This window comes from Nocardioides caeni (assembly GCF_004912195.1).
Classification (GTDB): Bacteria; Actinomycetota; Actinomycetes; order Propionibacteriales; family Nocardioidaceae; genus Nocardioides; species Nocardioides caeni.
The window spans coordinates 148469-170077 of the sequence record NZ_STGW01000001.1 but is presented as its reverse complement, the minus strand read 5'-3'; the positions used below and the strand labels follow the sequence as shown (position 1 = coordinate 170077).

Annotated in this window: 18 protein-coding genes; 10 read left to right on the top strand and 8 right to left on the bottom strand. The window is 71.2% G+C overall.

Features of this window, described 5'->3' with window-relative positions:
* Nucleotides 1-2: 2 nt before the first annotated feature.
* The 8 genes from E9934_RS00875 (at nucleotide 3) to E9934_RS00840 (ending at nucleotide 9393) form a co-directional block, all read left to right on the top strand.
* Nucleotides 3-1157: an MCE family protein gene (locus tag E9934_RS00875; RefSeq protein ID WP_136560949.1), complete on the top strand. Its 1155-nt coding sequence runs from the start codon at nucleotides 3-5 to the stop codon at nucleotides 1155-1157.
* Nucleotides 1154-2209: an MCE family protein gene (locus tag E9934_RS00870; RefSeq protein WP_136560948.1), complete on the top strand. Its 1056-nt coding sequence runs from the start codon at nucleotides 1154-1156 to the stop codon at nucleotides 2207-2209. Before E9934_RS00875 ends, E9934_RS00870 begins: the two co-directional genes overlap by 4 nt.
* Nucleotides 2209-3204, top strand: coding sequence for an MCE family protein (locus E9934_RS00865; protein WP_238694672.1), 996 nt, complete (start codon nucleotides 2209-2211; stop codon nucleotides 3202-3204). The genes E9934_RS00870 and E9934_RS00865 overlap by 1 nt, the downstream gene beginning before the upstream one ends.
* On the top strand, nucleotides 3201-4337 hold the full coding sequence (locus tag E9934_RS00860; protein ID WP_136560946.1) for an MCE family protein: 1137 nt from the start codon (nucleotides 3201-3203) through the stop codon (nucleotides 4335-4337). Before E9934_RS00865 ends, E9934_RS00860 begins: the two co-directional genes overlap by 4 nt.
* Nucleotides 4334-5365 (top strand): MCE family protein, encoded by a 1032-nt coding sequence (locus E9934_RS00855; RefSeq protein ID WP_136560945.1) that lies wholly within the window; start codon nucleotides 4334-4336, stop codon nucleotides 5363-5365. Before E9934_RS00860 ends, E9934_RS00855 begins: the two co-directional genes overlap by 4 nt.
* Entirely contained in the window at nucleotides 5362-6546 is a 1185-nt protein-coding gene (locus E9934_RS00850) for an MlaD family protein (protein WP_136560944.1), read from the top strand. The genes E9934_RS00855 and E9934_RS00850 overlap by 4 nt, the downstream gene beginning before the upstream one ends.
* Before the next feature lie 96 nt (nucleotides 6547-6642).
* Nucleotides 6643-8259, top strand: a complete 1617-nt coding sequence (locus E9934_RS00845; protein ID WP_136560943.1) for a succinic semialdehyde dehydrogenase — start codon at nucleotides 6643-6645, stop codon at nucleotides 8257-8259.
* Between the two features lie 147 nt (nucleotides 8260-8406).
* Entirely contained in the window at nucleotides 8407-9393 is a 987-nt protein-coding gene (locus E9934_RS00840) for a type IV toxin-antitoxin system AbiEi family antitoxin domain-containing protein (RefSeq protein WP_136560942.1), read from the top strand.
* Here the strand turns inward: E9934_RS00840 and E9934_RS00835 are convergent.
* From E9934_RS00835 to mtrA, 7 genes are all read right to left on the bottom strand, one after another.
* Nucleotides 9381-10607 (bottom strand): winged helix-turn-helix domain-containing protein, encoded by a 1227-nt coding sequence (locus E9934_RS00835; protein ID WP_136560941.1) that lies wholly within the window; start codon nucleotides 10605-10607, stop codon nucleotides 9381-9383. The genes E9934_RS00840 and E9934_RS00835 overlap by 13 nt on opposite strands.
* A 275-nt stretch (nucleotides 10608-10882) precedes the next feature.
* Entirely contained in the window at nucleotides 10883-11584 is a 702-nt protein-coding gene (locus E9934_RS00830) for a response regulator (protein WP_136560940.1), read from the bottom strand.
* 112 nt (nucleotides 11585-11696) lie between these two features.
* Nucleotides 11697-12326, bottom strand: coding sequence for a ribosome hibernation-promoting factor, HPF/YfiA family (gene hpf, locus E9934_RS00825; protein WP_136560939.1), 630 nt, complete (start codon nucleotides 12324-12326; stop codon nucleotides 11697-11699).
* A gap of 615 nt (nucleotides 12327-12941) precedes the next feature.
* Nucleotides 12942-13721, bottom strand: coding sequence for a ComF family protein (locus tag E9934_RS00820; RefSeq protein ID WP_238694671.1), 780 nt, complete (start codon nucleotides 13719-13721; stop codon nucleotides 12942-12944).
* Between the two features lie 44 nt (nucleotides 13722-13765).
* The gene (locus E9934_RS00815) at nucleotides 13766-15502 is read right to left on the bottom strand and encodes an LpqB family beta-propeller domain-containing protein (protein WP_136560938.1); all 1737 of its coding nucleotides are present in this window, start codon (nucleotides 15500-15502) and stop codon (nucleotides 13766-13768) included.
* The gene (mtrB, locus tag E9934_RS00810; RefSeq protein ID WP_238694670.1) at nucleotides 15499-17148 is read right to left on the bottom strand and encodes an MtrAB system histidine kinase MtrB; all 1650 of its coding nucleotides are present in this window, start codon (nucleotides 17146-17148) and stop codon (nucleotides 15499-15501) included. Before mtrB ends, E9934_RS00815 begins: the two co-directional genes overlap by 4 nt.
* Before the next feature lie 82 nt (nucleotides 17149-17230).
* Complete coding sequence (gene mtrA / locus E9934_RS00805) at nucleotides 17231-17929, bottom strand: MtrAB system response regulator MtrA (protein ID WP_379190766.1); 699 nt, start codon at nucleotides 17927-17929, stop codon at nucleotides 17231-17233.
* A gap of 117 nt (nucleotides 17930-18046) precedes the next feature.
* Between mtrA and E9934_RS00800 the strand changes: the two genes are divergently transcribed.
* Nucleotides 18047-19036, top strand: a complete 990-nt coding sequence (locus tag E9934_RS00800; RefSeq protein ID WP_238694669.1) for an AurF N-oxygenase family protein — start codon at nucleotides 18047-18049, stop codon at nucleotides 19034-19036.
* A gap of 22 nt (nucleotides 19037-19058) precedes the next feature.
* The gene (locus tag E9934_RS00795) at nucleotides 19059-19727 is read left to right on the top strand and encodes a TetR/AcrR family transcriptional regulator (RefSeq protein WP_158294878.1); all 669 of its coding nucleotides are present in this window, start codon (nucleotides 19059-19061) and stop codon (nucleotides 19725-19727) included.
* A 390-nt stretch (nucleotides 19728-20117) separates the two neighbouring features.
* Here the strand turns inward: E9934_RS00795 and ahcY are convergent, their stop codons facing one another.
* Nucleotides 20118-21584: an adenosylhomocysteinase gene (ahcY, locus tag E9934_RS00790; protein ID WP_136560934.1), complete on the bottom strand. Its 1467-nt coding sequence runs from the start codon at nucleotides 21582-21584 to the stop codon at nucleotides 20118-20120.
* Nucleotides 21585-21609: the final 25 nt, after the last annotated feature.

Genomic DNA, 21609 nt, shown 5'->3' with positions numbered 1-21609 from the left:
CGATGAGCGAGTTCCTGTTCCCGCACTCCCAGATCCCGCAGCGGACCCTGAAGCTGCGCCTGGCCGCCCTCGGGATGACCGGCGGCCTCCTGCTCAGCCTGGTGCTCGGCATCCTGGCCCTGCAGACGATCGGCGTCCTCAGCAACAACCTGCGCGTCACCGTCCAGCTGCCGACGGTCGGCGACACGCTCGGCATCAACTCCGACGTGAAGTACAACGGCCTGCGCGTGGGTCGCGTCATCGAGGTCGACCCGGTCGCCCGCGAGGCCGAGACCGGCTGGGACGGCCCCACCGCCGTCGTACTGGTCGAGCCCGACCATGCCGAGCTCATCCCCGCCGGCGTCAAGGCGCGGGTCCTGCCCGGCACGCTCTTCGGCAACGAGTACGTCGACCTCGTCGTCACCGGCGCGACCGGCAGCACCGATGCGGCCACTGCGGCGGCCACCACCGGCACCGGAGGGATCTCCGCGGCCGGGGCCCACCTCTCCGACGGGGACGTCGTCGAGGCCGACACCTCGGTCAAGACGCTTCGCCTGATGGACACCTTCTCGGCGACGCAGCGCCTGCTGGCGGCCGTCGACCCGGCGCAGTGGGACGTCGCGCTCTCGCAGCTCGCCGACTCGCTCGACGGCCGGGGTCTGAAGCTGGCCGAGATGATCGAGGACGGCGGTGCCTTCCTCGGTCGCTGGGAAGACGTCCAGCCCCAGCTGCAGGAGGACATGGACCTGTTGGCCGAGACCTCCGAGCTGTTCGCCGACGTCGAGCCCCAGCTGATCCAGGCGCTGCGCGACACGCGGCCGCTCGCCCGCACGCTCGTCGAGCAACAGACCGGCACCCGCGCGCTGCTGCAGGGCCTGCCCGCGCTGCTCGACGGTCCCGAGGGCATCACCGAGTTCCTGCGGACGCACGGGGACGCGACGGCACGGCTGCTCAACGCCACGGCCGCGAACCTCGAGGTCTTCGCCCAGCGCTATCCGTCCTTCGCCCAGCTCCTGCAGAAGGTGCCGGCGCTGCTCCGCAACGGCGCGGCTGCCGTCAAGGGAGGCAACATCCAGATGGAGGGCGTCATCAGCCCCGCGCTCGTGGATGCCTACGACGACGCCGACTGCCCGGACTACCGCGGCCTGCGCGGACCCTGCGGAGGTGGGGCGCGATGAGCCGTCAGCTGAGCGAGCTGGCCCGCAACAAGGGTGCGGTGATCGGTGTCGCCGTCTTCGCCCTGGTCGCGGTGGTGCTGACCTCGATGGTCGCCGGCACCCTGTCGCGCGCACAGCGCGGCGACACGATCGCCGTCACCGCGGTCTTCCGCGACGCCACGGGACTCCGCCCGGGCGACGACGTGCGGATGGCCGGCGTCCGCATCGGCCGGGTCGCCGAGACCCGGGTCGGCACCGGCGACGACCAGGGCCTGGCCATCGTGACGATGAACATCGACGGCAACCAGGGGCTGCACGACGACATCATCGCCTCGATCGACTACCTCAACCTGATGGGTCAGCGCTACGTCGCGATCACGCGACCGGACCGCACCCAGGAGGCAGGTGCTCTCGAGGACGGCGCCGAGGTGCCGCTCGCGCGCACCCGCACTGCGCTGGACCTGACCGCGATGTTCAACGCGTTCCAGCCGATCTTCGACCTGCTGAGGCCCAGCGACGTCAACGAACTCGCGACCAACATCGTGCAGGTCCTGCAGGGGCAGGGCCCCACTCTCGACCACCTGCTCCGGCAGACGGCCGACCTGACGTCGGGCCTGGTCGACCGCGAGGACGTCTTCGCCCGCGTCGTCGACAACGTCACCCTCGTGCTCGACACCACCAACGAACACCGCGCCGAGGTCACGGCGATGGTCGACGGTCTGGCCTCCCTCACCGAGGGCCTGGCCAACGACCGTGACCGCATCGCCACCAGCCTGGACTCGATCGCGCGGCTGACCGACACCACCGCCGACATCGTCGGCGAGGCGGCGCCCGAGGTGCAGGCCGTCACGGCCCAGAGCCAGGCATGGTTCCGCTATCTCGCGACCCGCGCCGACCTGCTCGCCGACACCGGTGCTGCCCTGCCCCAGCAGCTCAAGGTCTATCTCCGCACGCTCGGCTACGGCAGCTACCTCAACGTCTACGTCTGCACGAACATCGCCCGCGTGAAGGGCGTGCCGCTCGGGATCGACCTCGGCGTCGCCGGCGACAAGCACTCGAAGAGGTGTCGGTGATGGGGACCATGGGTGACACTTGGCGGCGGCTCGGCTGGCCACTGCGGCTCATCGTCGGCCTGCTCGTCGTCGGCCTGCTCGTCATCGGCCTGCGTTCGCTCGGCGGGGACGCGGAGTACCACGCACGGCTGCGCCACGCTGCGGGCATCGAGCCCGGAGACGACGTACGGGTCGCCGGGCTCAAGGTCGGCAAGGTCACGGCTGTCGAGGCCACCAAGGACCAGGTCGACGTCGCCTTCACCCTCGACCAGTCGCCCGAGGAGCTGGGGCTCACCGGGGGCAGCTCCGTCGAGGTCAAGCTGCTCTCGATCCTCGGCCAGCGCTTCCTCGCTCTGGCCCCCGGCGCCGGAGATCCGCTCGCCGACGGCGACACGATCGCGGTGGAGCAGGCCCGCGACAGCTACACCATCGAGCGGTTCTGGCTGGAGACCACGCCCCAGGTCGAGGCCATCGACCTGGCGAAGGTCCAGCAGGCAGTCGACGTCCTGGCGACCGACCTCGCCGTGGCGCCGACCGAGCTGCGGGACGCGCTGGACGGCATCGCCGGAGTGTCGGCCATCGCCGTCGAGCGCGAGCAGCAGATCGACGACCTCCTCGCCTCCACCCGGGCGGTGACCGACCTCGTCATCGACCAGACCGACCAGCTCGACAAGGTCATGGCCAACGGTGCCACCGTGATGGCGATGGTCCGCGAGCGGCGCGACACCCTGCGCGCACTGCTCGTCGATGCCGAACGCTTCGTCACGGGCATGACGAGCCTCGTCCGCACGACCGCTCCGCCGCTGCAGCCCGCCCTGCGGGACCTGAGGAAGGTCGTGAAGGTCCTGCAGGACAACAAGGCAGACCTCGAGGAGACCATGCGCCTGGCCGGCCCGACGATGCGTGTCTTCACCAACGCGACCGGCGACGGACCGTGGCTCGGCGTCAACGCACCGTGGGCGATCTTCCCCGACGACCTCGTCTGCACCATCGTCGTCACGGAGGACTGCCGATGACGACGCGCAACAGAATCCTGGCCGGCGCCATCGGCCTGGTCGTCCTCGCCATGGCGGTCTCGGGCGTCCGCCTGCTCGGATGGCTCGGCGGCGACGACGAGGACGCCATGGTGGTCACCGCGGAGTTCGTCGACACCACCGGTGTCTACGTCGGCAACGACGTGACCTACCTCGGCGTGACCATCGGCGAGATCGTGGAGGTCGAGCCCCACGGCACCTCGATGCGGGTCGTCATGCATCTCGACGAGAGCACCCAGATCCCCGAGGAGGCCGCAGCGGAGATCCTCCAGGGCTCCCTCGTCACCGACCGCTTCATCGAGCTGGGCCCGGCCTACACCGACGGCCCCACCCTGGCCGACGGTGACCACATCGACGCCGACCACACCCGCTCCCCCGCGACCGTCGACGAGATCGCCAAGGCGATCGACGACCTCGTCGTGGCCCTCGACACGGGCGCCGAGGGCAGCGGGCGCAAGGGCATCGGCGATGCGCTCCAGAGCACTGCCCGGGCGCTCGAGGGCAACGGTCCGCATCTGCGGCGAGCCCTCGCCGAGAGCCAGGACGCACTGGCGATGATCAACACCAAGGACGCCGACCTCACCGCGGTCACCGACAACCTCCTCGAGCTCACCCAGGCACTGGCGCAACGGGACCGGACGATCCGCTCCTTCACCCGCGACGCCGCGGCGACGACCGCCGTGCTCGGCGACCAGCGCGACGAGCTCGTCGCGGCGCTCGAGGGCCTCGACGACCTGACCGCGCTGGCCGACGACTTCCTGCGCGACAACGCCGACGTCCTCACCGCCGACCTCAAGGGCCTCAACGACGTGGTGGGCGTCGTGCGTGCCCACCAGGACTCACTCGCCGAGGCGTTCGACGTGATGCCGACGATGGCCGAGAACTTCGCGCGGGCCTACGACTGGGACCTGGGCCGTCTGCGGGTCCAGTTCTCCTTCGCCGTCGGTCCCTTCGCCGCGGCCTTCCGCGACCACACCTGCCAGGTCTTCGCCCAGGCGCTGGCCGGCGAGGCCGGCAGCGCACTGTGCGGCCTGCTGTTCAACTCCTCCGGCACGGGCGCCCTCGACGGGATCCTCGACGGGCTCTACGACGCGATCCCGGGAGGCCTTCCGTGACCGGCATCCTCTCCGGGACCCTACGCCGGGCGACCGCCGCCATCGCCGGCGCGATCGGCGTCGCCGCGATGTCCACCGGCTGCGGGCTCAGCCTCGAGGACGTCCCGCTGCCGTCGCTCGTCGACGGTCCGACGTACTCCGTGACGATCGAGTTCGAGGACGCGCTGAACCTGCCGGTGGACGCTCCGGTGAAGCTGGACGGCGCCACGGTCGGGCAGGTCACGAGCGTGGACCCGGGCGACTACGTGGCCGAGGTCGAGCTGGCGCTGTCGACCTCCGTCGAGCTCCGCGACACCTCCCGGGCCGAGATCCGGCTGACCTCGCCGATGGGCACCGCGTTCGTGCAGCTCTTCCCCGGGGACAAGGGAGAAGTGCTCGCCGAGGGCGACATCCTGCCGGCGGCCGCGACCGGGTCGGCGCCCGACGTCACCGATCTCCTCAGCGCGCTGTCGACGGTCGTGACGGGCGGCAGCTTCGGCGACATCTCGACCATCATCAAGCAGCTCAACCTCGCCCTGACGGGCAACGCCGACGACGTCCGCCTGCTCCTGACCCGCCTCGACACCGCGGTGACCGACCTCAACGGGCAGTTCCCGCGGGTCGACCGACTGACGGCCGCGCTCGACCGCCTCACGACCCGGCTCGCCGGCGACCTGCCCGACATCACCCGCTCCTTGACGGACCTGACCGACCTCGTCACGAGCTTCGACGCCCAACGCGCCGACCTGGTGACGGCCATGGAGTCCCTGAGCCGGTTCGACGCCGTCGCGACCCCACTCACGAAGGCGGTCCGCGAGGATCTGATCGGACAGCTGAAGGACATGCGCCCGGTGCTGAAGACACTGCTCGACGAGCGCGCCAACATCGACGGCGTCATGCAGGGCCTGATCGCCTTCGCCGGCGGCAGTGACGAGGCCGCTCCGGGTGACTACGCCAACTTCGACCTGACCTTCCTCCTCGACCCCGAGGCCCTCGCGCACTTCGTCAACGACGAGACCGCCGCCATCCCGGACGGAGGCGGGCGATGAGCACGACACCGCACAGTGCAGAGGAGATCAGCCAGGTCCAGGCGGACGCTCGCGCGGCCGCCGGACAGGCACACGCCGGAGCCCGTGCAGTGCGACGGCGCATCCACACCGCCCAGGTGCTGATCCTGCTGATCCTGATCGGCGGCGTCCTCTACGTCACCGACACCGTGGTCGGCGGCTCCCTCTTCCGCGACCCCTACCGCCTCCAGGTGGAGCTGCCGCAGGCGGCGGGCCTGCACGAGGGCTCGGTCGTCACCTACCGGGGCCAGCGGATCGGCGAGGTCCTCGAGGTCCGGTTGAGCGACGAGCCCGGGGTCGGCGCGATCGCCGAGATCGAGATCGAGTCCGACATCGAGATCCCCGTCGACAGCGCGATGGAGGTGCGCAACCTCTCCGCCGTCGGCGAGCAGTACCTCGACGTCCGGCCACGCACCGACGAGGGCCCCTTCCTGACCGCTGGATCCACGGTGCCCGTCTCGGAGCTCAGCGTCCCGGTCAACGTGCCCGACGTGCTCGCACACGCCCAGTCCCTGATGGGCAGCCTCGACGTCGACGACATCCGCACGATCTCCGACGAGACGGCCGTGATCTTCGGCAACAACGACGAGGACGTCGACCTGCGGGCGCTGGCCATCGAGATGGAGACCGCCTTCGCGATGCTCCGCCGCCTCGAGCCGACGCTCACCGAGCTCGTCGAGACTGCAGCCGTCCCCCTGAGGACCGTCAGCGACCTCGGTCCGGAGATCCGCAACGCGGCCGCCGACCTCGAGGCGATCGCTGCCGCGCTGGCCGAGGCCACCCCGGACATCCGACGGACCGTCACCACCTCACTCGACCTGCTCCCCCGCCTCGACCGCTGGTGGCGGTCGCTGTCGCCGCAGGTTCGGCGCCTGCTGCGCGACGGCGTGCCGCTGACGGAGATGGCCGCCGGCCACCTCCGCGGCCTCCAGCACTGGCTCGACTGGGTGCCGATGCAGGCGGACGTCATGGCCGGCTCGACCCGAGACGGCAGCGGACGCGTCCTGCTGGTCCCGCGCGTCCTCAAGAACTGCGTCTACGACCGCTCGGTCCAGCGCGACATCCAGGACACCTCCTACCGCGAGCCGGTGACCGACGTCCACTGTGTCGACCCGCCCGCCGGCACGCAGGGGCGTGGCTCCGGCAACGTTCCTCGCCAGTGACCCCCTGACCACCGTCGGCGGTCCGCCTTCTGGGGGATCGCGCGCCGCCGGCGGTGCCTGCCCTTCCGCCCGATCACCCACCGCACGGAGACTTCGATGACGACCACTGCAGACAGCCCCGCCACGACCGCCACGGCCCGCCCGTCCTGGGTGAGCGAGGAGCGTCTCGCCTCATGGTGCCGCTGGGTGGCTCGCGAGGCAGGCGGGGCGGGCACGACGATCACCGCGACCGCGCCGTACGACGGCCAGCCGATCGCCGACGTACCGGTCTCCAGCGCCGACGACGTGGCCGCGGCGATCACCACGGCCCGTGGCGCGCAGGCGGCCTGGGCCCTGGTCCCCCACGGCGCCAAGGCCGACGTCATGCTCCGCTTCCACGACCTGCTGGTGGAGCGGCAGGACGAGGTCATCGACCTCATCCAGTGGGAGATGGGCAAGGCCCGCTTCAGCGCGTGGCAGGAGATCCTCCAGGTCGCGACGATCGCCCGGCACTACTCGCGCCACGGCCACCGCTACCTCGTCGACAACAAGGTCCGCGGCGCGATGCCCGGACTGACGAAGGTGCGCGAGGTGCGGGTCCCCAAGGGCGTCATCGGAATGATCTCGCCCTGGAACTACCCGCTCTACCTCGCGGTGGGCGACGTGATCCCCGCCCTGCTCGCCGGCAACGGCGTGGTCAGCAAGGCGGACTCACAGACCCCGCTCACGCTGCTGTGGGCCCGCGAGCTCATGGACGAGGCCGGGCTCCCGAAGGATCTGTGGCACATCGTCGTCGGCCCCGGGTCCGTGATCGGTGACGCGTTGATCGGATCGCCCGAGGGTGGTGTCGGCGTCGACCACATCTGCTTCACCGGCTCGACCGGCACGGGACGCACGGTGGGCCGGAAGGCCGGCGAGCGCCTCATCGCCGCGTCCCTGGAGCTCGGCGGCAAGAACCCGCTCATCGTCCGCGAGGACGCCGACGTCGCGAAGGCAGCGGCCGGCTGCGTGGCAGCAGCGTTCGCCAACACCGGTCAGATGTGCATCCACATCGAGCGCGTGATCGTCCACGAGGGTGTCTACGACGCCTTCAAGGAGGCGCTCGTCGCCGCGACCACGGCGCTCGGGCTGGGCCAGACCTACGACTACTCGGTCGAGGTCGGCTCGCTCGCCTCTCCCGCCCAGCTGGAGACGGTCTCGCAGCACGTCGCGAGCGCGGTCGCGGCGGGCGCCACGGTCCTCGCCGGCGGCAAGGCCCGGCCGGACCTCGGCCCCCTGATGTACGAGCCGACGATCCTGGAGGGCGTCACCGCCGACATGCCCGTGTGCCTGGAGGAGACCTTCGGTCCGGTCATCTCGCTCTACAAGGTGACCTCGGACAACGAGGCCGTCGCCAAGGCCAACGAGGGCAGCTACGGCCTCTCATCGAGCATCTGGTCGCGCAACACCGGCGAGGCCGAGCGGATGGCAGGCCAGGTCCGCGCCGGCTCGGTCAACATCAACGACGGGGCGGCCGCCGCGGCCGGCTCGATCGAGGCGGGCATGGGCGGCATGGGCGACAGCGGCCTGGGCCGTCGCCACGGAGCCGAGGGCATGCGGAAGTACACCGAGTCGCAGACGGTCGCCACGCAGCGACTGGTCCCGCTCGGTCCCCCGGCGTCGATGGCGCTCGACAAGTTCGTCGGCATCGGCAACGCCCAGCTCAAGCTGCTCCGCAAGCTCCGCGTCCGCTGATCCTCCCCGCGTCACATCGACCGGGATCCGTTCAAGCAGGTTGATCGGATCCCGGTCGATGTCGCGTCATGCACGCGCTCGACGCTCTCCTCCACAGGTCGAGAGGCGCGGGGTGTGGGGTTCGAGCACGCCGGAGACACCCGGCCCATGGATCCCCTCGTCGAGCTCCTCGAGCGGCAGAACGGCGTCATCGCTCGCCGACAGGTGCTGGACTGTGGACACTCGCCCACCTTCGTCGCCCGCAAGCTGCGGCGACGCGAGTGGGTCGCGGTGCATCCGGGCGTCTACATCAACCACACCGGTCCCCTCACCTGGCGCCAGCGGGCGTGGGCGGCCGTGCTGGTCTGCTGGCCGGCAGCCCTCGCCGGGTGGTCGGCTGTCAGGGCTCACGAAGGTCCCGGGCGCCACCGCCACGACGACGCACGGCCGATCGAGGTCGTCGTACGAAGGGGCCACGGTCCGGATCGTCGCGAGGGCGTCGAGTTCCGCGAGTCGCGCCGCTTCGACGAGACGGTGCAGGTCCACCTGAGCCCGCCGCGCCAGCGCTATGACAGTGCGATCGTCGAGCTCGCGGAGCGGGCCTCGCGCGAGCTCGACGCCATCGCGATCCTCGCAGACGCGTGCGGTAGCCGGCGGACGACAGCCGCTCGCCTGCTGCGCGCCCTGGAGTCGATGTCTCGGGTCCGCCGGCGAGCGCTGCTGGTCGGTGTGCTCACGGACGTCGCCGAGGGCACGTGCTCCGTCCTCGAGCACGGCTATCTCACCCGGGTCGAGCGGCCGCACGGTCTCCCCTCGGGGCTTCGTCAGGTGGCCGGCCGTGCCGGCGGACGTCGTCTCTTTCGGGATGTCGTCTACCGAGGCGCCGGGACGTCCTGGGAGCAGATCGTCGAGCTCGACGGACGACTCGGGCACGACACGACCCGCGATCGCGACCGGGACCTGGAGCGGGACCTCGACGCGGCCCTCGGCGGGGCAGACACCGTACGGCTCGGGTTCGGCCAGGTGTTCGACCGGAGCTGCTCGACCGCGGCGAAACTCGGGCGCCTGCTCCAGCAGCGTGGCTGGCAGGGCTCGCCGGTACTCTGCCCAAGCTGTCCACGGACGGATCGACCGGGATCCGTTCAAGCAGGTTGATCGGATCCCGGTCGTTGCGTCACCTCGACGGTGAGCGCCGACGCCAGGTCACCCTTGCCGCCCACCACGATCTGATCGAGACCGAGCCACCCCGCCAAGCGCCACAGCTCGGCGGCCAGCTGCTCCGCCGTGTCGGCGGGCGCGTGGGGCTCGGCGAAGGCACCGGGCACCAGCAGCGTCCCGGACCGCCGGTCGGCCTTGAGGTCGACCCGGGCGACGATCCGGTCGCCCAACAGGAAGGGCAGCACGTAGTAGCCGTGGATCCGCTGCGCGGCCGGCACGTAGATCTCGATCCGGTAGAAGAAGTCGAACAGCGCCTCGGCGCGATCGCGCTCCCACACCACCGGGTCGAAGGGGCTGAGCAGGGTGCGGGCGCCGACCCGCCGCGGCACGCGCGCGTCGCGGTGGAGGTACGCCGGGCGGCGCCAGCCCTCGACGCTGACCGGCTCGAGCTCGCCGGACTGCACCAGCTCCTCGATCGCCACCCGCGCCTCCCCGACCCGCAGACGGTAGTAGTCGGCGAGACACTGCGCGCTGGCCACGCCGTGCGAGCGGGCCGCCCGCCGGACCAGCTCGCGGTGCGCGTCGGGCACGGACAGGGCCGGCGCGTCGACGTACGCCCGCGGGAGGACGCGCTCAGGCAGGTCGTAGCAGATCTCGAACTGGCTGTTGCGCCCCGCGATGGCGAGGTCGCCGGCGGTGAAGAGGTAGTCGAGCATCCGGCGGGTGCGTGACCAGTTCCAGCCCCAGTGGTCCTTGGTGCGGGGCAGGCCGTCATCGAGCTCCCGCGCCGTGCTCGGTCCCCGCTCGGCGATCTCGGACAGCAACGCCTTCTCGAGCTCGTCGTCCTCGGCGACGAACGACCACTTGCCGCGCTGGGAGCGGTAGAGGTCCATCCGGTGCCTCATCGCCGGCCACAGGTCCACGGGCATGAAGGCCTGGACGTGCGCCCAGTACTCGACCACCCGCCGCTGCCGCCCGCTGGCTGCGCGGCGGAGCAGGTCGACGTCGTAGGGACCCATCCGGGAGTAGAGCGGCATGTAGTGCGCCCGCTGCAGCACGTTGACGCTGTCGACCTGCAGCACGCCCGTGCGCGCCAGCGTGCGGTCGAAGGTCCGCAGCGTCGGCGTGCTGTGCGGCGCGTCGAGGAAGCCCTGGGCCGCCAGCGCGATCCGGCGGGCCTGGGCGCGGGACAGGGACTGGGTGCTGCTCACGAGGTCAGGCTAGGCGCCGCGACCGACAGGGGGACGCGCTCGGCCCGAGCGCAGCGAGTGGCCGTGCGGCCGCGACCGACAGGGGGACGCGCTCGGCCCGTCTCCCCGAGCGCTGTCGTCTTGCCGCCAGACCAGGGCAGGACCTACGAGAAACGACCGCGAGGCCGGCAGCGTGGCGCCCCGCGACGAAGTCGCGTCGGGCGCGGCCCGCGGCCCGAGCGCAGCGAGTGGCCGTGCGGCCGCGACCGACAGGGCGACACGCTCGGCCAGACCAACTAGTCCAACTCGACGAGCTTGGCGCGCACGGCGTACATGACCGCTTCCATCCGCGAGTGCAGCTGGAGCTTCTCGAGGATGTTGCGGACGTGGTTCTTGACGGTGTTCTCGCTGATGGCGAGCTGCCCGGCGACGTCGCGGTTGGAGAGGCCCTTGGCCACGAGTCGGAGCACCTCGAGCTCGCGGTCGGTCAGCTTGAGGGCCGGGCCGGTGGCGCGCTCGGGGCGGGACATGGTCTTGAACTCGTCGATCAGCTTGGCGGCCATGGACGGGCTGATCAGGGACTGTCCGTCGGCGACGACGCGGATGCCCTGGGCGACCTCCTCGATGGAGGAGTCCTTGAGGAGGTAGCCGGAGGCGCCGCTCTTGACGGCCTCGTAGAGGTCGGCCTCGTCGTCGGACATGGTCAGCATGATGATCTTCGTCATGGGGACCTGCTCCTTGATGGCGACGCAGGCCTCGATGCCGGACTGCTTCGGCATCCGGACGTCGAGCAGCACGACGTCGGGGACGGTGGCGACGGCGACCGCGGCGCCCTCGGCGCCGTCACCGGCCTCGCCGACGACGTCGATGCCGTCCTCGCTGCCGAGAAGCATCGTCAGTCCACGCCGGAACAATTCCTGGTCGTCGACGACGACGACGCGCACCGGTTCGTTGGCGGAGCGTCCTGCTCCGCCGATGCCGGGATTCCCACTGGCCACGCCCGCATCATGTCACGACGGCACGGTCGGGTCGTGGCGACTTCCCGCGACGCGAGCACGGGCCGGCCGCTTCCGGCGGCCGGCCCGTGCTCGTGTCTGCACTGGGGTCGGGTCAGTCCTGCGCTCCCAGGTCCAGCGAGATCACGCCGTAGTCGTAGCCGCGGCGGCGGTAGACGACCGCCGGGCGCTCGCTCTCCTTGTCCACGTAGAGGTAGAAGTCGTGGCCGACGAGCTCCATCTCGTAGAGCGCCTGGTCGAGCGTCATCGGGCTGGCCGGGTGCGTCTTCTCGCGGACCACCAGCGGCCCGTCGCCGGTCACCGTGATCGGTCCGACCTGCCGCTCGATCGTTTCCTCCTCGTCGTCCTCGACGACGGCCGTGAGGTCGGTCGGGACGTCCGACAGTGCGCGACCCACCGAGACAGGAGTACGGCGGCCACGGTGCACGCGGCGGCGGTCGGCGGCGCGGCGCATCTGCGCGGCCATCTTGTCGAGCGCGAGGTCGAGCGCGGCCATCTTGTCCTCGGCGGCTGACTCGGCCCGGATCACGGGTCCCTTGGAGAAGGCCGTCAGCTCGACGTGGACGGCTTGGTCGTGCTGGCGCGGATTGGGCTCACAGTCGACCTCCACGTGCACCCGCATGATGCGGTGATCGTGCTTCTCGAGCTTGGTGAGCTTCTCGGCGGCGTGTTCACGGAAACGGTCCGTGATCTCGCAGTGCCGACCGGTGACCACAACATCCATCAGTTACCTCCAAGGGATTTCGGTGTGATGGGTTCTCCCGCCACGGGGCGGGACGTGTGAGGGGGTGCAGCGGTCTCGAGACGGCCGTGGCCGGCCTCCTCGACCACCTGCGGGGCCGGCAGCATGGCCACACGCTCGGCCCGCAACCATGCATGGTCGTGTTGCCGCCAGACCGGGGCAGGACCTACGAGAGCCAACCGCGAGGCCGGCAGCGTGGCGCCCCGCGGCGAAGCCGCGTCGACGGCAAGGGCGGGCCCGAAGGGTCCGTTCGCAGCCGTCGACAGGGCGACACGCTCGGCCCGAAAGAACAGAGGAGTCCGCCCGGCCGACCTGGTCTTCGACCCCACACCCGCCTGCTGAGGCTCTCGCAGCTTGCTGCCACTACTGACCTTCTCCCGGAGCCGGTCGTGTCTGACGACCGGTTCGAGGCAGGACTTACGACTAAGCCGCACCGTGATCGTCATCCCGGGGGACGACTTACGTGGACCGTTTCGCCTGCGACTGGCATCGGCTAGCCGCGTCAGGCCGGGTGTCGACCCGACAGCGGCGCAACCACGGACCCGGGCGGACTCCATGACAAGACGTTAGTCCGTCGCGGTGGCCCGCAAAAGGGGGTCATGGGAAGTCGGGACCGGCGCCCGTGGGGTGGGGTCGCCGACGACGTCGGGTGGCGGCGACGGTGGCGGCGGCGAGGACCCGGATGCCGACGTCCTCGAGGGCCCGTTGGGCCTCTCGGAGGCTGGCGCCGGTGGTGATGACGTCGTCGCAGAGCACGACGTGGGTGGGCCCGCGCCGGGCGTGTCGGCGCAGCTCACGGTCCCGGACGGCCAGGGCGTGGTCCAGGTTGGCGGAGCGCTGGCCGGCGTCGAGGCCGGCCTGGTCGGCGATGCCGGGGCGGACGCGCAGGAGCGGAGCGACGTACGCCGGCCGCCCGGTGGCGTCCAGCCGGCGGGCGGCGTGCCGGGCGATGTCGGCGGTGGCGTCGTGGCCGCGCTGGCGCACCACCGAGGGCCGGGAGGGGACGGGGACGAGGAGGAGCGGAGTGCGAGTGTCAGCGCCGACCGCATCGACAGCAGCCGTGATGGAGCAGGCCAACAGGCTGCCGAGCGGCGCACCGAGGGCGAGGATGCCGCGCTCCTTGTGGGCGATGACGAGGGCGCGGAGGACGTCGTCGTAGGCGCCGGTCGCGAACGGCGGGACGAGGCCGGGCGGGGTGGGGGTGGGCCAGGACTGCGTGGCCGTGTCGGGTAGGTCGGCGCGGCAGGCGGCGCACAGCGGACGTCCGGGTTGGCCGCAGCCGACGCAGGCACTGCCGAGGACGAGGTCGAGGAATCCGTCGAGGATCTCGCCGCCGGCCATGGCGCCACCCCACCACCGGGCGCGACCGGCGTCCACCGGCGTCGCCGGCCCTGTGGAGGACCGGGCCGCCCCGCCTCGGGTCAACCGACGTAGTCGAGCTGGGTGAGCGGCGTCGACTCGGCGTCGGTCTCGTCCTGCTGGACGAGGTCGACGTAGCGGTCGCGGTAGACGAGGAAGGTCCGGCCGCCATCGACGGGGGTGCCGGTGATGCCGAGGACGTGGCCCGACACGATGGTGGACAGCAGCTCGACCCCGACGGTGGCGCCGTCGGCGGCGACGATGTCGACCTCATAGAGACGTCCGGGATCGGTGGGCGCGAGGAGCGCGAGCCGCATGGGCCCCGCCCAGGCGAGGTCGGTGATCCGGCTGCGGTCGGTGAGCAGGATCCGGCTGCGGTCGAGGGCGCGGGCGACGCGACCACGGTCGTCGATCTGGACCCGCGCGCCGACGACCTCGTCGCCGCTGCCGATCGCCACGACGCCGACCAGCCGGGTTCCGTCGCGGGACACGATGAGCTGTCGGGCGGGGCGACCGGTGATGCCGGGGACGCGGACCTCGCGGACGACGTCGTCCTCGCGGAGCCACACCACGGCGCCGCCGGAGCGGCGCTCGAGGACCCAGAGCCGGCCGGCCACGTCCCAGGTGGGTCGTGCGTAGCTGCCACCACTGAGAATGGTCTCCGGCGCCTGGTCGCCGCTCGGCGGGCCGACCTGGACCCGGGTGCCCTCCTGGTCGACGACCGCGACGACGTCACCGTCAGGTCGGGCAGCGACCGCGTCGATCACGACGCCGTCGGCGTAGAAGGCTCCGGCGACCGGCTGGGGCCCTCCGGAGAGGGTGCGGACCAGCCGGCCGCGACTGATGCCGAAGAGCGAGGAGGCGACGTCGGCACCGTTGGGGTCGAAGTCGTCGGGGCCCTCGACGGGGTACTGCGACGCGCCGCCCGGGATGGGCAGCGGCTCGCCGTCGGCGGTGACGCGCAGGGCCGTGACGGCGGGGTCCTGGCGCAGCGTCCACGCGAGCTGGGACAGGATCAGCTCGGCCTCCTCGGCGGTGATGCGCGGCGCGTCGCCGACCAGGTTGATGTCGGCGACACCGTCGCCGTCCACCGGCACCGACAGGCCGACGGTGAGGCCGGGCGGCAGGAACGACCTGACGATCCCGCGCGCCGAGCTCGGCGGGCCCGCCAGCAGTGCGGACACGAGGTGGGTGGCCGACTGCTCCCCCGCCGGCACGAAGACCGGCTCGGGGACGAGGATCTGCGCCACGGGGTCGAAGTAGTAGAGCGAGACCTGCCGGAATCGCTGCTGGAACCACGTCGCCGGCACGACGAGCGCGTCGGCGGGGTTGGCGATGCGGAACTCGCCGTCCTCGACCGTGACCCGGAAGTCGTAGGTCAGGTCGTCCTTCGCCACTGCGCCCTCCCACGCGCCGACCTGGTCGAGTCGGTCGGCCGTGGTCAACTGGACCTCGACCGAGCCGCCGACCTCCCGCACCGGCAGGGCATCGCTGTAGACGACGGTGGCCTGCTCGGGGATCCACCGCTCGGCGGCCGCGTCGGTGAGGTACTCCTTGGCAACGCTGGTCTGGATGGGCCACGCCGCCATCGCATCGAGGAAGCCGGCGACAACCTCGGCTCGGGAGGCGCCGTCGGCCGGCGGCCGCGCGTCGATGTCGCTGGCGCTGGGAGCCTCCTTCTCACCGCGTGCCCCGCCCTCGACGACGGGCCCGTCGGTGGGCAGGGACACGCAGCCGGCGAGGAGGGAGGCGACCAGGACGGCGAGCGGGGCGAGCGCCCTCGTGCGACGCCGGCTCATGAGGGCAGCTCCTGGGTCGCGGACACCGCGGCCGTCGTGGCGCCGAGCGCCGCATCACTCGACACGGCGTCCTCCGGGATCAGGGGCAGCGGACTGTTGCGCAGCGTGGCGCCGGCGCGCCGCGGCACGGTGAGCCGGAACTGCGCGCCCTGCCCGGGGCGGCCCCAGGCCTGGAGCCAGCCGCCGTGGAGGTGGGCGTCCTCCTGGGCGATGGCGAGACCGAGTCCGGTGCCACCGCTGGTCCTCGTGCGCGCGGGGTCCGAGCGCCAGAAGCGGTTGAAGACCATCGCGGCCTCCCCCGGCGCCAGGCCGATGCCGTGGTCGCGCACGGTGATCGCCACGGCGTCCGTGTCGGAGGCGAGCCGGACGATGACGGTCTCCGTCGGGTCGTCGGCCAGCGCGTGGTCGATGGCGTTGGTGACGAGATTGCGGGCGATCCGCTCGATGCGTCGTACGTCGACCTCGGCGCGGGCCTCGGCGTCGACGTGCTCGACGAGGACGCGGACCCCGCGCTGGTCGGCCAGCGGCCGGGCGGCCGCGACGACACGGTTGACGAGCGCGACCAGGTCGACGTCCTCGGTGGCCAGCGCGGCGGCGCCGGCGTCGAAGCGGCTGATCTCCAGCAGGTCGACGAGCAGGGCCTCGAACCTGTCCAGCTCCTCCTGGAGCAGCTCGGCCGACCGGGCCGCGGCGGGGTCGAAGCGGTCCCGGGCATCGTGCAGGACCTCGGAGGCCATGCGCACGGTGGTGAGGGGCGTCCGCAGCTCGTGGGAGACGTCGGAGACGAAGCGCCGCTGGACCCAGCTCAGCTCCTCCAGCTGGCGGATCTGGCGTTGCAGGTTGGTCGCCATCTGGTTGAAGGAGTAGGCGAGGCGGGCGATGTCGTCCTCCCCCGCCACCTCGAGGCGTTCCTGGAGCCGTCCTGCGGCGAGGCGTTCGGCGACCCGTCGCGCCATCCGGATCGGGGTGACGACCTGTCGGGTGACCAGCCAGGTCACCCCGGCGACGAGCACGAGGAGAAGGGCCCCGGCAGTCGCGAGCGCGCGAGTGACCAGGCCGAGGGTCTCGTCCTCCTCCGTCAGGGGGAACAGGAAGTAGAGGGTGTAGGTCTTGCCGTCGGACGGCAGCACCACCTGAGAGCCGACGACGACGCCGGCCGTCGCACGGGTCGATGCAGAGTCGCGAAATCGGATCTCGGTGTAGGTCCACGCGGTCGGCCGGTTGGGCGCGTCGAAGTGGTCCTCCAGGGTCGACGGGATGCTGGCGAGGTCGAGGCCGCTGGTGTATTCGCCACCACCGGCGGCGAGCGGCACGTCCTCGCCCTCGGGCCCGGCGAGGACGACGCTGTAGCCGCGGCTGGCACCGCGCTCGATGATCGGGTCGACGAGGTCGCGCTGCTGGCGTCCCGAGTTGACCTCGGTGCCCGACGCGGCGGCGAGCCGGTCCGCGGCTTCGCCGACCTCGGCGTCCACCTCGCCGAGCACGACGTCGACGCGATGGTCGAGCAGACCCTGCTGGATCTGCTGGAGGGAGAGCCATCCGACGCCGGAGACGACGACCGCGGACAGGACGACGGTGCTGGCGACGACGCGTGCCTGGATGGAGCGCCGCCAGAACGTCAGGGCCCGGCGCCAGAAGGTGAGCACGCGTCGGACGGCCGGCAGCGCACGCGCGCGAGCCGTCCGTGTCGCGTCGAGAAGCCCTCCGCCCACGATCGGTCCCGGGCCGTCAGACGCCGGCCTTGTAGCCGACTCCCCGGACGGTGACCACGATCTCGGGGTGCTCGGGGTCGTGCTCGATCTTGGAGCGCAGCCGCTGCACGTGCACGTTGACCAGCCGGGTGTCCGCAGCGTGGTGGTAGCCCCAGACCTCCTCGAGCAGGACCTGCCGGGTGAAGACCTGGCCGGGCTTGCGGGCCAGGCAGTGCAGGAGGTCGAACTCCAGCGGCGTCAGGGAGATCTCCTGATCGCCGCGGGTCACGACGTGGCCCGAGACGTCGATCTCGACGTCGCGGATGCTGAGCGTCTCGGTCGCCGTGGCGTCGGTGCGCCGGACGCGGGCCCGGATGCGGGCGACCAGCTCCTTGGGCTTGAACGGCTTGACGACGTAGTCGTCGGCGCCTGACTCCAACCCGACGACGACGTCGACCGTGTCGCCCTTGGCCGTCAGCATCACGATCGGGACGCCGGACTCGGCGCGGATCTCCTTGCAGACGTCGATGCCGTCCTTGCCCGGCAGCATGAGGTCGAGCAGGACCAGGTCGGGTCGGTAGTCGCGGAACGCGGCCAGCGCGGCATCGCCGCGGGAGACGACCCGGCTCTCGAACCCCTCCTGGCCGAGCACGATGCCCAGCATCTCGGCCAGCGGGGCGTCGTCGTCGACGACGAGCACCCGGCCCTTGGTGGGGTACGACGCCTGCTGACTCACGCCGCCCATCGTAGGCCGGTCCGGGCCCTCGGCCCTTCACCCCGGCCCTTCGGCACGGGTACAGTAAGTATCGCGGACATGGTGTCCTTGATAGATCCCACTCCTCGGAGGCTGCACATGACGACTTCGATCGACAGGCCCATCGACGGGTCCCTCGACAGGCTCGACTACGCCGAGGCTCTGCAGCACCTCTCCGAGGCCTCCACGGACCACCACTTCGAGGCCTTCAAGGACATCGACTGGGATGCGCCGGAGATGCAGTTCCCGCCCGACGACGAGCGGTGGATCCTGCCCGCCTCCGACCCGCTCTCGCGCCACCCCTGGTACGTCTCCCTGCCTCGCGAGCGGCAGATCGCGGTCGGCCGACACCGCCTGACCGCGCTCACCAAGACCGGATCGCAGTTCGAGCAGCTTCTCCTCCTCGGCGGCACCCAGTTCCTCATGGGCCTGGACAACCGCAACCCCGAGTTCCGCTACTTCATGCACGAGCTCACCGAGGAGACCCACCACATCCAGATGTTCCAGGAGTTCACCAACCGGGCCTGCCCGGAGGTGAGCGGCTGCCCCCGGTGGCTGTTGCGGCTGTTCCCCGTGGTCGGCCACCTCGGCGGGCTCACCCCCGCCCTCTTCTTCGCGATCATCCTCGCCGGTGAGGAGCCGATCGACCACGTGCAGAAGAACCAGCTGCGCGGCGGCGGGGTTCACCCCCTCCTCGACCGGATCTGCGCGATCCACATGGCCGAGGAGGCGCGTCACATCGGATTCGCCCACGCCTGGCTCCGGGAGCACGCACCACAGCTGGGACCGGTCAGCCGTTCGATGATCGGCGTGCTGACCCCGGTCGTGATGCGGATCGGGGCCGACGCCATCCTGGTCCCCTCCCGCGCAGACCGGAAGATGATGGGCATGCCGCGGAAGGTCGTTCGCGAGACCTTCCACCGCGGACCGGAGGCGGCCAAGTTTCGCCGCGACCTGTTCGCCGACGTGCGCGCCTGCTTCGACGACATCGGACTCCGCACCCGCGGCACCCGGTGGGCCTGGCGGGCGATGGGGGTCGACGGTCGGTCCTCCCGCTTCCGCGCCGAGCCCGCCGCGGCGTCGCACTGACGTCCGGCGTAGCCTGCGCGACGTGACGGCGGACGGACGGCACGCACGCTGGGAGCAGCACCGCGAGGCGCAGCACCGGCGCATCGTCGACGCCGCCATCGAGATCATCGAGGACGGTGACACCTCCCCGAGCCTCGCGGAGGTCGGCCGGCGTGCGGGGCTCGCGCGCTCGGTGGTCTATCGCCACTTCAGCGACAAGGCATCCCTCGACAAGGCCGTCGCCGACCACATCATCGGCGAGGTGCGGCAGGAGATCTCGGCCGCGCTGCAGCTGCGCAGCTCGCTGCGCGAGACGATCCGCGACGCCTTCGCGGCGTACGTCGCCTGGGCCACGCTCCACCCGGCCCTGCACGCCCTGCAGGACGACGCCGCCGCTGCCGACCTCGTGCGTGGCGCGCTCGACGGGCTGGCGGCCCAGGTCGCCGACCTCTACGTGGCCGGCTTCACCGCCGCCGGCGCGGACGTCACCGAGGCCGATCGGCTGACGACCACTCCCCTGGCCCACGGCCTGGTCAGCGGCGTCTTCGCCATGGTCGGCAAGTGGGTGCGCCAAGGCGCCAAGGTGCCGTCGCCGGACAACCTCGTCGCCATCACCGTCGAGCTGGTCGTCGCCATGACGACGACCCGCCTCGCGGCCTACGGCGTAACCCTCGACCCGGACGCCCCGCTGTTCGACCTGTCGGCAGACTGAAGCGGGCGCGGTCGCCGACCGTCGCCGCGAGGGGCAGCGAGAGCAGGGTGGTCCTCAGGAGGAGGGCACGGGGCATGGGGGTCTCCAGGTGGTGGTCCGGCCCGTCTGGGCCGGGGTCCCGGAGACCGTAGGTCGCGCTCCCCCGCCCGGTCCGTCGAACAGCCCCAACAAAACGAAGTCCCGCCCGGTCGAACCGGACGGGACTTCGATGGTCGGAGGACCTGCAGAGTCGGCTTGCCGCCAGACCAAGGCAGGACCTACGCGAGACAACCGCGGCGTGGCAGCGTGTCGCCCCGCGGGCGAAGCCCGCGTCGAGGCGCATCCGCGGGCCGAGCGCAGCGAGCGCCCGTGCGGTGCGCCTCGACCGGCGACACGCTCACGCCATCGAACTCAGTAGCGGTAGTGCTCCGACTTGTAGGGGCCCTCGACGGGGACGCCGAGGTAGTCGGCCTGCGCCTGGTTGAGCTCGGTCAGCTCGACGCCGATGGCGTCGAGGTGCAGCCGGGCGACCTCCTCGTCGAGGTGCTTGGGCAGCACGTAGACGCCGATCGGGTACTCGTCGAGCTTGGTGAAGATCTCGATCTGGGCAAGCACCTGGTTGGTGAAGGAGTTGGACATCACGAACGACGGGTGGCCGGTCGCGTTGCCGAGGTTGAGCAGGCGGCCCTCGCTCAGGACGATGATCTTCTTGCCCTGCCCACCATCAGACGCCGGGAAGATCCACTGGTGGACCTGCGGCTTGATCTCGTCCTTGACGATGCCCGGGATCTTGGCCAGGCCGGCCATGTCGATCTCGTTGTCGAAGTGACCGATGTTGCCGACGATCGCCTGGTGCTTCATCTTCTCGAAGTGCTCGACCCGGATGATGTCGAAGTTGCCGGTCGTGGTGATGAAGATGTCGGCGAACTCGACGACCGACTCGAGGCGCTTGACCTCGTAGCCGTCCATCGCCGCCTGCAGCGCGCAGATCGGGTCGATCTCGGTGACGATGACACGGGCACCCTGGCCGCGCAGCGACTCCGCGGAGCCCTTGCCGACGTCGCCGTAGCCGCAGATGACCGCGGTCTTGCCGGCGATCATCACGTCGGTGCCGCGGTTGATGCCGTCGATGAGCGAGTGGCGGCAGCCGTACTTGTTGTCGAACTTCGACTTGGTGACCGAGTCGTTGACGTTGATCGCCGGGAAGAGCAGCGAGCCCTCCTTGAAGCGGTCGTAGAGCCGCAGGACGCCGGTGGTGGTCTCCTCGGTCACGCCCTTGATGCCGGCGCCGATGTTGGTCCAGTACGTCGGGTCGTTGTCGAGCGAGCGCGCGAGGACCCGGAGGACCTCCTTGTACTCCTCGTTGTCGGTGGAGTCCTGGCCCGGGACCGCGCCGGCCTTCTCGAACTCGGTGCCCTTGTGGACGAGCAGCGTGATGTCGCCGCCGTCGTCGAGGATCATGTTGGGGCCGATGGCGTTGCCGTCGGCGTCCTTGAACTGGAAGACCTTCTCGGCCTCGTCCCAGTACTCCGCGAGGGTCTCGCCCTTCCACGCGAAGACGGGCGTGCCCTGAGGATTATCGACGGTGCCGCCGGCGCTCTTGGGGCCGACGACGACCGCGGCGGCGGCGTGGTCCTGGGTGGAGAAGATGTTGCAGGTCGCCCAGCGGACGTCGGCGCCGAGGGCGGTGAGCGTCTCGATGAGGACGGCGGTCTGGATGGTCATGTGGAGCGAGCCGGCGATCCGGGCGCCCTGGAGCGGCTGGTCGGCGCCGTAGCGGGCGCGCATCGCCATCAGGCCGGGCATCTCGTGCTCGGCGAGCTCGATCTCCTTGCGGCCGAAGTCGGCCAGCGTCAGGTCAGCAACCTTGTAGTCCATGAAAAATGATCCTCGAGGTTCGAGT

Coding starts and splice junctions, on each gene's coding strand:
- E9934_RS00845 (WP_136560943.1), top strand. CDS start 6,643: ATGACGACCACTGCAGACAGCCCCGCCACGACCGCCACGGCCCGCCCG.
- E9934_RS00870 (WP_136560948.1), top strand. CDS start 1,154: ATGAGCCGTCAGCTGAGCGAGCTGGCCCGCAACAAGGGTGCGGTGATC.
- E9934_RS00800 (WP_238694669.1), top strand. CDS start 18,047: ATGACGACTTCGATCGACAGGCCCATCGACGGGTCCCTCGACAGGCTC.
- E9934_RS00865 (WP_238694672.1), top strand. CDS start 2,209: ATGGGGACCATGGGTGACACTTGGCGGCGGCTCGGCTGGCCACTGCGG.
- E9934_RS00850 (WP_136560944.1), top strand. CDS start 5,362: ATGAGCACGACACCGCACAGTGCAGAGGAGATCAGCCAGGTCCAGGCG.
- E9934_RS00875 (WP_136560949.1), top strand. CDS start 3: ATGAGCGAGTTCCTGTTCCCGCACTCCCAGATCCCGCAGCGGACCCTG.
- E9934_RS00860 (WP_136560946.1), top strand. CDS start 3,201: ATGACGACGCGCAACAGAATCCTGGCCGGCGCCATCGGCCTGGTCGTC.
- hpf (WP_136560939.1), bottom strand. CDS start 12,326: ATGGATGTTGTGGTCACCGGTCGGCACTGCGAGATCACGGACCGTTTC.
- E9934_RS00840 (WP_136560942.1), top strand. CDS start 8,407: ATGGATCCCCTCGTCGAGCTCCTCGAGCGGCAGAACGGCGTCATCGCT.
- ahcY (WP_136560934.1), bottom strand. CDS start 21,584: ATGGACTACAAGGTTGCTGACCTGACGCTGGCCGACTTCGGCCGCAAG.
- E9934_RS00815 (WP_136560938.1), bottom strand. CDS start 15,502: ATGAGCCGGCGTCGCACGAGGGCGCTCGCCCCGCTCGCCGTCCTGGTC.